The sequence below is a fragment of the Bradyrhizobium sp. P5_C11_2 genome, from assembly GCF_054049755.1.
In genome coordinates, this window is record NZ_JBFULT010000032.1 from 17,663 (window position 1) to 28,471 (window position 10,809).

10 protein-coding genes are annotated in these 10,809 nt (G+C 64.7%); 7 read left to right on the forward strand and 3 right to left on the reverse strand.

What is annotated here, in order from left to right; genetic code table 11:
* The first annotated feature begins 104 nt into the window (after positions 1 to 104).
* Genes ACXJL8_RS05795 through ACXJL8_RS05810 form a run of 4 tightly spaced genes read left to right on the forward strand, consistent with a single transcriptional unit; the run spans position 105 to position 4,030 of the window.
* Complete coding sequence (locus tag ACXJL8_RS05795; protein WP_456621825.1) at positions 105 to 830, forward strand: 6-phosphogluconolactonase; 726 nt, start codon at positions 105 to 107, stop codon at positions 828 to 830.
* On the forward strand, positions 827 to 1,984 hold the full coding sequence (locus ACXJL8_RS05800) for an N-acetylglucosamine-6-phosphate deacetylase (protein ID WP_456684742.1): 1,158 nt from the start codon (positions 827 to 829) through the stop codon (positions 1,982 to 1,984). The genes ACXJL8_RS05795 and ACXJL8_RS05800 overlap by 4 nt, the downstream gene beginning before the upstream one ends.
* Positions 1,981 to 3,033, forward strand: coding sequence for a Gfo/Idh/MocA family protein (locus ACXJL8_RS05805; RefSeq protein ID WP_456621827.1), 1,053 nt, complete (start codon positions 1,981 to 1,983; stop codon positions 3,031 to 3,033). The genes ACXJL8_RS05800 and ACXJL8_RS05805 overlap by 4 nt, the downstream gene beginning before the upstream one ends.
* Positions 3,020 to 4,030, forward strand: a complete 1,011-nt coding sequence (locus ACXJL8_RS05810) for a Gfo/Idh/MocA family protein (RefSeq protein ID WP_456621882.1) — start codon at positions 3,020 to 3,022, stop codon at positions 4,028 to 4,030. The genes ACXJL8_RS05805 and ACXJL8_RS05810 overlap by 14 nt, the downstream gene beginning before the upstream one ends.
* Positions 4,031 to 4,073: 43 nt before the next feature.
* Here the strand turns inward: ACXJL8_RS05810 and ACXJL8_RS05815 are convergent, their stop codons facing one another.
* The 3 genes from ACXJL8_RS05815 to ACXJL8_RS05825 are packed head-to-tail and all read right to left on the reverse strand — an operon-like array spanning position 4,074 to position 7,453.
* A complete protein-coding gene (locus tag ACXJL8_RS05815) occupies positions 4,074 to 4,946 on the reverse strand; it encodes an ABC transporter permease (protein ID WP_456621828.1) in 873 nt (290 codons plus the stop codon).
* The gene (locus tag ACXJL8_RS05820) at positions 4,943 to 5,884 is read right to left on the reverse strand and encodes an ABC transporter permease (protein WP_456621829.1); all 942 of its coding nucleotides are present in this window, start codon (positions 5,882 to 5,884) and stop codon (positions 4,943 to 4,945) included. The genes ACXJL8_RS05815 and ACXJL8_RS05820 overlap by 4 nt, the downstream gene beginning before the upstream one ends.
* Positions 5,885 to 5,941: 57 nt before the next feature.
* Positions 5,942 to 7,453: an ABC transporter substrate-binding protein gene (locus ACXJL8_RS05825; protein WP_456621830.1), complete on the reverse strand. Its 1,512-nt coding sequence runs from the start codon at positions 7,451 to 7,453 to the stop codon at positions 5,942 to 5,944.
* 267 nt (positions 7,454 to 7,720) lie between these two features.
* Here ACXJL8_RS05825 and ACXJL8_RS05830 point away from each other — a divergent pair, with 267 nt between their 5' ends.
* The 3 genes from ACXJL8_RS05830 to ACXJL8_RS05840 form a co-directional block, all read left to right on the forward strand.
* Positions 7,721 to 8,887, forward strand: coding sequence for an ROK family protein (locus tag ACXJL8_RS05830; RefSeq protein ID WP_456684743.1), 1,167 nt, complete (start codon positions 7,721 to 7,723; stop codon positions 8,885 to 8,887).
* Positions 8,884 to 9,660 (forward strand): glucosamine-6-phosphate deaminase, encoded by a 777-nt coding sequence (gene nagB, locus ACXJL8_RS05835; RefSeq protein ID WP_456621832.1) that lies wholly within the window; start codon positions 8,884 to 8,886, stop codon positions 9,658 to 9,660. Before ACXJL8_RS05830 ends, nagB begins: the two co-directional genes overlap by 4 nt.
* On the forward strand, positions 9,657 to 10,809 hold a 1,153-nt coding region (locus ACXJL8_RS05840; RefSeq protein ID WP_456684744.1), incomplete at its 3' end, for a gamma-glutamyltransferase family protein. The genes nagB and ACXJL8_RS05840, both read left to right, overlap by 4 nt.

Sequence of the window (10,809 nt, forward strand, 5' to 3'; positions counted from 1 at the left end):
ATTACATTCTCCGCTTGGGGTGACGGGCCAGCCCGGCAGGACCATGGATGAGCATGACGGCTTCGGTTACTCCCTCAATCGCGACATTTAAAACGCGGGATGCGATGGGCCGTGCGGCTGCTGCGGATGTCGCTGCGGCGCTGCGCGACCGCCTCGCCCGGCAGAGCACGGTACGGATGATATTTGCCGCGGCGCCGAGCCAGGCAGAGATGCTGGATGCCCTTGCACGCGAGCGCGATATCGACTGGCGGCGCGTCACCGCCTTTCACATGGACGAATATCTCGGACTTCCCGCCAATGCGCCGGAGCGTTTCGGGGCCTGGCTGACGCATCATTTGTTCTCGCGCATCACTTTCGGCGCCGTTCACCTGATCGGACAGGAACCGGATCCGGGGCGGGAAGCGGCGCGCTACGCGGCTCTTCTCAGCGAGGCCCCGATCGACATCATCTGCCTCGGCATCGGCGTCAACGGTCACCTCGCGTTCAATGATCCGCCGGTCGCCGACCTCTACGACACCAAGCAGGTCAAAATCGTCGAGCTCGACGCGGTCTGCCGCCAGCAGCAGGTCGACGATGGGTGCTTCCCGAGCCCCAGCGACGTCCCGACCCATGCGATCACGCTGACGATTCCGCGGCTGCTGGACGCCGGCCAGCTTTTTTGCGTCGTGCCCGGCGCGGCCAAGCGCGCCGCCGTGGAGCGATCCCTCTACGGCCCGATCGGGACGGCTTGCCCCGCGAGTGCGCTTCGCACACATCCGCGGTGCGCGCTGTATCTCGACCAGGATTCCACGCCGCCACGGCTCTCACTGCAAACACCGGCACGCGCATGACGGATCCGGCAACGCGCGTCTCGGGCCGCGATCCGGAGACCGGACAGCCCCGCACCATCGTCATTCGGGACGGCCGGATCTCGGACATCATTCCCGGCGGGCACGATGATGGACTGTGGCTGTCGCTCGGCCTGTTCGATCTGCAATTGAACGGCTTTGCGGGCTACGATCTCAATGCCCGCCCCGATCCCCAGACGGTCCGCGATCTCGTCACGGCCGTCCACAACAGCGGCGTGTCGCGTTTTGCCCCGACGCTGATCACGGCATCGCACGATGCGATCGTCGAGGCGCTGCGAGCCATTGCGCAGGCGCGCGACAGCGACCCTCTTCTCGAGCACGCGATGCCCTTCGTGCATGTTGAAGGACCGCATATCGCGCCGGAGGATGGTGCACGCGGTGCGCATCCGGCCGAGCATGTCAGGCCGCCGAGCCTCGATGAGTTCGACGCGTGGCAAGCGGCCTGCGGAAATCTCGTTGGCCTCGTGACACTGTCGCCGCACTGGCCGGAAACGGAAGCATATGTGCGCGGCCTTCACGCACGCGGCGTTCGTGTTGCGCTCGGCCATACCAACGCGACACCGGATCAGATTTCCGCAGCCGTCGCAGCGGGCGCAATATTGTCGACGCATCTTGGCAACGGCATCGCGGCCACGCTACCGCGACATCCCAACCCGATCTGGTCGCAACTGGCCGAGGACAGGCTGTGGGCGAGCTTCATCGCGGATGGCCATCACCTTCCCGCCGAGGCCTTCAAGGCCATGCTGCGTGCGAAGGGACTGGAGCGATCGATCCTGGTGTCGGACGCCGCCGCGCTCGCGGGGTGCGCGCCTGGAGTCTATGACGCGCCGATCGGCGGCAAAGTCGAGCTGAAAGCGAACGGCCGGCTCGAACTCGTCGGCACGTCCTTTCTGGCGGGGGCAGCCGTCAGCCTCGCGTTMGGAATTGCGACGGCCAGACGCATGGCCGGATTGACCCTGGCCGAGGCGCTGAGGCTGGCAACGATCAATCCGCGCATGCCGTTCGACCTTCCTGCGCTGACGGTGGGAGCACCGGCCGATCTGCTGCGTTTCCGGCTCGACGAGGATGGCTCTCTCGTGCCTGAGACAGTTTATGTCGCGGGCCGGCCTTCTCAACCCCTGAGGAATGAGACATGAACCGGCTTCGCATCGGGTTGATCGGTCCAGGCGCGATCGGTGAAACGCACGCGCGGGCGATACGGGCGCTCGACGAGACCGTCTTGTCCGCGATCGCCGGCGGCACGCCCGAGCAAATCGCAGCATGCCAGAATGGCGAACCCGTTCCGGCATTTGCAACCACCGACGCGATGCTGGCAAATGCCGAGATCGACGCGGTCGTGGTCTGCACCCCGAGCGGCGCTCACCATGACGTAGCCTTGGCTGCGATCGCGTCCGGACGGCACGTGCTTGTCGAGAAACCGCTCTGCGTCGATCCGACTGAGGCTGCATCCCTGGTCCGCGCCGCCGAGCGCTCGCGACTGACGTGCGGCGTGGTTTCGCAGCGCCGTCTCGAACCGCAGCACCAGGCGATCAAGTCCTTGCTCGACGCAGGCCATCTCGGACAGCCGCGCCTGATCGAGACGGCGATCCATTGGTACCGCTCCGACGCCTACTACGCGGAGAAGCCGTGGCGCAGCGAAGCGGAGCACGGCGGCGGCTCGCTGTTCAATCAGGGCGTTCACAATCTCGATCTGATGCTTTGGCTGTTCGGGACGGTGAAGAGTGTTCAGGGCAAAGCGGCAACGCTCGGGCACACACACGCCGTCGAGGACACGACGGCGGCGCTGCTCTCCTTCGCGTCCGGCACGCTCGGCGTGATCGTGACGAGCACGGCGCTGCCTCCGGGGCGGCCCGCCATGCTTCGGCTGTTCACGGACCGCGGCAGTTGTGAGCTCGCAAACGACAGCATCGTCCGCTGGGATTTTCCCGGCGTTGCGGAGCCGCCGAGCGCGGCCGCCGGGGTTGGAAGCGCCGCCAGCGATCCCAAAGCCATCGGGATCGAAGGACATATCGCGCAATGGCGCGACTTCGCCCAAGCCGTCCGGGAGCGACGGCCGCCCGCGAGCTCGTTCAGGGATGGATACGAAGCAGCGAGACTGGTTGACGCCATCTATCGCTCGGCCGCGGAAGGTCGCGCCGTCAGCCCCGGCGAGATCGCATCGGAGGTCATTCATGCCGGCGAGTAGCTCCGAGACACTCGACATCGCCATCATTGGCGCGGCCCACCCGCATGTCGAATACGTGCTTTCAGAGATTGCGAACCGAACCGACGTCAGGGTCGTGGCCGTCGCCGATCGTGACGCGACGCGGCGCGGCGAGCTCGAACGACGCACGATGGCGCCCGGCTACGCCGACCCGCATGCGCTTCTGGATGCGCATCAGGTTCAGGCCGCAGCGGTCTTCACCGAGTTCGGTCTTCGAGCACCGATCGTTGCCGAACTCTTGCGCCGCGGCATATTCGCGATCGCCGACAAGCCCATGGCCGTGACCATGGACCAGCTCGCGCTCATCGAAGAGGCGCTCGCCGGACGCAATTTGCTGACGCTTCTGCTCGAGAAGCGCTTCTATCCGGTCACGCTCGCGCTCCGCTCCATGATCCAAAGCGGCGAACTTGGAGACGTCGTATCCATCACCGCAACCGGGCCGCACAAGCTCGTCCCGAGCCGTCGTCCGGCATGGATGTTCGAGCCAGCGACTTATGGCGGCATCCTCGCCGATCTGACAGTCCACGACATTGATCTTGCGCTTTGGCTTACGGGGTACACCGGCGGTACGGTCAGCGGCTGGATCTCGCCGATGCCGGCTGCCGGCACGACGGACTTTCCCGCGCTCGGGCGTGCCATCCTCGCCTGCGATGGCGGCCCGCAATTCGTCATTGACGTCGACTGGATCCAGCCCGAAGCCTCGCCTCGGCATGGCGACTATGCCATGCGGATCTCCGGGACCAAGGGGCGTGCCGACGTTCTCTTCGCCGAAAATCGATTGCTGGTCGAGACGGCGACGAGACCCCGGCGCGAAGTCGACCTGCCCGCGGGCGCCTCGCCTGCCAGCTTCGCCTTCGATCATCTCGTCCGTGGCGAGATCTTGCAAATTCCAGCAACGGAGGCCCTGCGGGCCACTCGCATCGCAATACTTGCCCAGGAGAGTGCGGCGAACGGTGGGCAACCCATGCGATGGGGTTGAGCTTCCGCGCGACGGCCTCGCCGAACAGGAGCGCGTCTTCGATCTAGTTCCGGGGATTGAGAGCATCATTCAGGCCGTCACCCATCAGGTTGAAGCCGATGACGAGGGCAATGATCGCAAGCCCGGGCCACAATGCCATCCATGGCGCCTCGCCGAGAAATTGCCTGGCAACATCAAGCATGGCGCCCCAGGACGGGGCCGGAGGAAGCTGGCCAAGTCCCAGAAAGGCCAGGCTCGCCTCGGCGAGAACTGCAATCGCCATGGTCAGCGTCGCCTGCACAATCGTCGGCGCAAGCACGTTCGGCAGCACCTGCCCGGTCAGGATGGCGAAATGGCCGAGGCCTTGGGACCGGGCCGCCGCGATGTAGTCCTCGGTGCAGACAACCAGCGTCGCGGCACGCGCAACACGAACGAAAACCGGCACGGCGGAAATGCCGATGGCAATCATCGCATTTTGCAGGCTGGGGCCCAGGAACGCAGCGAGCGCAATCGCCAGTATCAGAAAGGGGCAAGCGAGCAGCGCATCGGCGAGGCGCGAGATCACCATGTCGGCGAGGCCGCCGAAATAGCCGGCGATGAGACCAAACGGGAGGCCGATCAGCACCGCGACCGTGACGGAGACCATGCCGGCGGCAAGCGAGGCTTGCGTGCCGAAGATCACGCGCGACAGCACGTCCCGACCGAGATCGTCGGTGCCGAACCAGTGTGCCGCACCGGGTGCCGCGCGAATCGCCATCCAGTCCGGCGAATTCGGATCGTACGGCGCAATCCACGAGGCAAACACCGCCAGCACGACGAAGAATAGAATGATCGTGGCGCCGATGACAGCGGAAGGTTCGCGCAACAGGCGACGAATCTCCGAAGGAGCGGCGGCGCGCGCCTGACTTGCGACCGGCGCCGTCTCAATTGAGCTCATGACCTGAGCCTCGGATTGAGCAGCACATAGGCGGCGTCGGCAATCAGGCTCATCAGCAGGAATACGGCCGCCGTGCAGAGCACGACCGCCTGAACCACGGCATAATCGCGGCTGAACACGCCGTCGACGACCATCTTGCCGAAACCCGGGATGGAAAAGACCTGCTCCGTCAGCACCGCGCCGGCCAGCAATTCGCCAAATTGCAACGTGCCCAGCGTGACGACCGGGATCAGCGCGTTCGGCAGCGCATGACGCAGCACGATGGTGCTTTCGCGGACGCCCTTGGCGCGGGCCGTGCGCACGTAGTCCTGCTTCATCGCCTCGATCATCGCGCCGCGGACATGGCGCATCATGATCGCAGCGGTGCCCGTGCCGAGCACCAAAGCGGGCATCAGCATCGAAAGCAGGTTGCCTCCCACGCTTTCAGACGGTGGAACGAAACCTCCGGCCGGAAGCCAGCCGAGATTCACCGAGAACAGAAGGATCAGCATAATCCCCAGCCAGAAATGCGGGATCGACAATCCGGCAAGCCCGAACAGACTGGCACCGTAGTCGAAGGGCGTCCCGCGCCCCAGCGCCGCGAAGATCCCGATCGGCAACCCGACGAGCAGTGCGACCAGCATCGACAGTATCGCGAGCTCAATGGTCACCGGCAATTTTTCCGCCAGCATGGTGCCGATCGGCAATCGGGTGCGTACCGAAGTGCCGAAGTCACCGTGCAGCAGGGCTTTCAGCCAGACGGCGTATTGCACCGGGATCGGATCATTGAAGCGATACTTCTGCCGAAGATACTCGACGACTTCGGGATTACGCTCTTCTCCGGCGAGCGCCAGCGCAGGATCGCCGGGCAGCAGTTTCTGCAGACCGAACACCATCATCGACACCAGCAACAGGGTCGGCAGCAGGACGGCAAGCCGGCGCAGAAGCAAGCTCTTCATCGGGGCAGACTGGTCCTCACCAGGGCAAGCGCGTCGGCGGGCGCGAGGCGTTGCGCATCAATTCACCGGCCTGACACCGACCAAACGCAAGAGACCGTCCGGCACCATGACGATGCCGCCGACCGATTTGCGGGCCGCAAAGAACCAGTTCGGGTGATGGAGGGGAATCGAGGAGAGCGCCGTCAGGTAAATGTCCGTCGCTTTGGCGTAGAGTGCCTTGCGCCTGGCTTCGTCAGCCTCGCCCCGGGCCTGGTTCAGGATCGCGTCGAGATCCTTGTTGCAGTACTTGTTGACGTTCTGGGAGCCCGCGCAACTGAAGAAGGCGACCAGCGTCGGGTCCGGGTCAGCCCGGCCGCTCCAGTTGCCGATATAGGCTTCGAAATTGCCGTTCAGGTAGCGCTCGATGGCCGTGGTCGTTTCCATGGGCAGCAGCTTGACGTCGAAGCCGGCCTCGCCCGCCATCGACTGTATGATCTGTGCGACCCGGGAATCGCCGGCCGTATTCTCGTACTGGAGCTCGACCGGCACGCGAGTCATCCCGGCGGCGGCAATCATGGCCTTGGCCTTGGCAACGTCGCGAGCCGGCGCCTTGTGCGCGCTGTCGTAGAACGGAGATGACGGCGGGATCATCTGGTTATCGGCCAAGAACTCGCCGTTGAAGGCAACGCGATTGATGACATTGCGATCGATCGCGAGCTCAAAGGCCTGACGCAGCGTCGCGTTCTTGCCCAGTGGCGTATCGGCCTTCGCGCCCGCGCCGACATTGAACATCAGATGCGAGACGGCAAGTCCCTTGCCGGAATGCAGGGCGAGGTTGGGATCGTCGCGCACGGTCTTGAGATCGGTCGGCGCGATACGCTCGGCGAGATCGAGATCGCCCGCCCGTACGCGCGACAACCGCACGGTCGAGTCGGGAACGTAGTAATAGACGACCTCGTCATAGCCGGCCGGTGCAGCGTTCCAGTAGCCGGGATATTTCTTGACGCGAATGAGGTCGCGCGACTTACGCTCGACAAATTGATACGGCCCGGCACAGACCGGCGCGGCGGCAAATTCCCCGGCTTTCTCCGTGGCAGCCTTGGGCGAGACCATCATGCCGGCACGATCGCTGAGATTGGCAAGCAGCGGCACGAACGGCTCGGACAGGTTGAACTTCACCTTGTCCGCGGCAAGCGCTTCGACGTTCGCGATCGGCGCCAGCTCGGCCTTGCGCTTGGAATCCGGCATCGTCTTCATGCGCTCGATATTGAACTTGACCGCCGCCGCATCGAACGCGGTGCCATCGTGGAACGTGACGTTCTTGCGCAGTGTGAAGGTGATCGACTTGCCGTCCGCGGCCCACTCCCATGCCTCTGCCAGCTGCGGCACGATCTTGAGGTCGGGGGAGATATCGACGAGCTTGTCGCACAGCGCGGCAAACACGAAGCGGCCTGCGTAAGTGCCGCTGAGCGCCGGGTCGAGCGCATCGGGATCGTCCTGAACGCCGACCCGCAATGTCACGGCACTCGCCGAGACAACGCCCGATGCGATCATCAGAATTGCCGCCAACGCCGTGCCCATCCGCTTCATACGGAATTCCTTTCGTCCCAAGGTTTCGTCCCAGGCTCTGCTGTCGAAGGACAAGACAAGCACGCCCAATTCAATTTGTAAATATCCCGAACAAATTGCCCCTACGACATGTAATTAAGTTACAATATGTCAGCCCATAGACGGGTAAAATCCGCACGCCACGCCCCTTGACTGCAAGCTCAGCGATGTATTAGTTCTGTATATTGACTAATTGGATCGAGGCTCATGCAAGACGCCCCCTCATCGCCCGTAGCGCGGCAGCAATCCGTGCGCCTCGTGGTTGAGCGCCTGCTGCGTGATCGCTCGGTATCGCGCGCCGAAATCGCCCGCAGCACGGGCCTGTCCAAGCAGACCATCTCCGAAGTGATGCGTGATCTCGAGCGCGACGGCTGGGTCCATGAGGACGGGCAAATTCAGGGCAGCGTGGGGAGAAGCGCCGTCACCTATGCGCTCCGGCCGGACGCCGCCTTCGTGCTGGGCATCGATCTTGGCGGCACGAAACTGCACATCGCACTTGCCGATCTGCACGGTGAGATCGTCGCCGAGAGCATCGAACCGACATCTAGCGACGGCGGCGCTGCCGTGGTCGCACAGATCGAGCGCATGAAGGATGCCCTGCTTCAGCGCGCGTCCGTATCGGCGCAACGTTTGCGCGGCGGCGTGATGGGAAGTCCGGGGATGGTCGACCCGGCGTCGGGCAGCATCGTGATCGCGCCCAATATCCCGGGACTGGATAGCCTGGACGTGAGGGCCGCGCTGCGCGAACGGCTCGGGATCGACGTCGCCATCGAGAATGACGTCAATCTCGCGGCAATCGGGGAGCATTGGCGCGGCAACAGCCGCAGGGCGCGCAGTTTCGCCTTCATCGCAGTCGGCACCGGCATCGGCATGGGCATCTTTTCCGACGGCTATCTCGTGCGCGGTGCACGCGGGGCGGCCGGCGAGATCGCCTACCTGCCGCTTGGGGGCGATCCCTACGATGCGCGCGGCCTTCGGTTCGGCACCCTGGAAACCGCCATCGGCAGTGCCGGCATCGTCGAACGTTATCTCGGGCTCGGCGGCAGCCCCGGCAGCACGGTGCGCGATGTCTTCGATCGGCTCGACATCGAGGAGGCGGCACGGATCACGATCGACGAGGTCAGCCGGATTCTCACGACCGCGATCCTGGCCGTGCACAGCATCCTCGATTCGGAGATCATCATCCTGGGGGGGAGCATCGGCGCACGGCCCGAGTTGAAGCTCCGGATCGATGAACATCTGGGACGCTGCATGCGCGAGCCCGTTCGTATCGAGCTCARCGCGCTCGGCAATCGCGCCACGCTGATCGGTGCGATCGGCAGCGCGATCGACCTCGTGCATCGCTCGCTGTTTGGCATCGGCAGGGATGCCGGTCCATTGGCCCTTCCCGTCGCGGGGGCAAATGTCGCGGCATGAAAGAGCATGCGCCGAGAGTTGAGGTTGTAGGCAATGCTGGTGCCGTCGCCGAGCGCGCGGCCGCCCTTGTCATCGCCAGGCTGCAAGATCGGCAGCCTCTTACCCTCGGTCTTGCGACCGGCGCGACGATGACGCCAGTCTATGCCCGCCTCGTCGCCGCAACCCGCGCCGGCCTCATCTCCTTCCGAAAGGTGTCGAGTTTCAACCTCGATGAATATGTGGGCATCGCACCGCAATCGCCCGGAAGCTTCCATGCCTATATGCAGCAGCATCTGTTCAGGCATGTGGACATGGAATCCGGTCGGGCCAGGCTCCCCGATGGCACGGCCGACGATCTCGCCGCCGAGGCCGCGCGCTATGAGGCGCAGATTGCGGCTGCCGGTGGCATCGACCTGCTGCTCCTCGGCATCGGCGCCAACGGCCATATCGGCTTCAATGAGCCAGGTTCGGATTTCGCCTCACGTACCCGCGAAGTCAGACTCGACGAAGCAACCCGCATCGCGAATGCCGGCAATTTTCCCGATCCGGCGTCGGTTCCCGAACGTGCGATCACAATGGGCATAGCGACAATCCTGGAGGCTCGGAGCATCCTCCTTGTCGCCAGGGGACCGGAGAAAGCAGCCGCACTCGCAGCCGCGATCGAGGGTCCGATGACGGCAGCTTGTCCTGCCTCGGCGCTCCGCCTGCACGGCAACGTCGATATCCTCTGCGATGAACCGGCTGCCGCAGCCCTCGCCACGCGGCCCCACAACAACAATCGGAGAAGGGCATGAGCTGGGGACAGCGCGATTTCATGGTGCCGGGGCGCTCGCTGGGGGTGGGCGACCGGGGCATGGCCGCGACCTCTCATCCGGCTGTGACACTCGCTGCGGTCGAGATGCTGCGCAATGGCGGCAATGCCGTCGATGCCGCCATTGCCGCGATCGCCCTCCAGGGCGTCATCGATCCGCATATGACCGGCATCGGCGGCGACTGTTTTGCGATCTATGCTCCCGCCTCCGGCAAACCCGTCGCTGTCAACGGCTCCGGCCGGGCGCCGGCGAAGGCCGAACTCGGCTGGTTTCGGCAACGGGGGCTGGCGTCGATCCCGGACCATTCACCCCTTGCCGTCACGGTTCCGGGTGCGGTCGATGCCTGGTGCCGCCTCTCTGCCGACCATGGTTCAAAAGGCCTTGACGAGGTTCTGGCGCCCGCCATCCGCGCGGCCGAGACCGGCTTTGTGGTCACGCCCCGCGCCGCGCTGGATTGGGCTCGCTACGCCGATCGCATCGAACGACATCAGACTGGCGTACCGGTCTATCTGCCCGGCGGCACTGCGCCCGCCGTCGGCAGCAAGCTCAGCCATCCCGCACTCGGCGCGACGCTGCGCCGGATTGCACGCGAGGGACGCGCCGCCTTTTACGAAGGTGCCGTCGCCGAAGAAATCGTCGCAACATTGAAGGCGCTGGGCGGGGTGATGCAGCTTGAAGATCTGGCAAGCGCCCGATCGGAGTACGTCGAGCCGATCAGCGCCGACTATCGCGATCATCAAATCCTGCAATGTCCGCCGAACGGACAGGGCGTCGCGGCGCTGCTGATCGCCCGCATCCTTGCCGGCTTTGACATGGCCGACCCCGCGCTCGGCGAGACGGATCGCATTCACCTCCTTGCCGAGGCAACCAAGGCAGCCTACCGGCAGCGTGACGCGCTGGTCGCCGATCCGGCATTCCGTCCGCTCGATGTCGACGCGCTGCTCTCGGAGGCGTCAGTCGCGGCATTGCGCTCCTCCATCGACCGGAAGCGTGCCAGCGCGCCGGCGGATTTCGACATGCCTGTTCATCGTGACACGGCTTACGTTGCAGTCGCCGACCGCGACGGCAACATGGTGTCCTTCATCAATTCGCTGTTCTTCGCCTTCGGCAGCGGCATCTACGCCCCTCGCG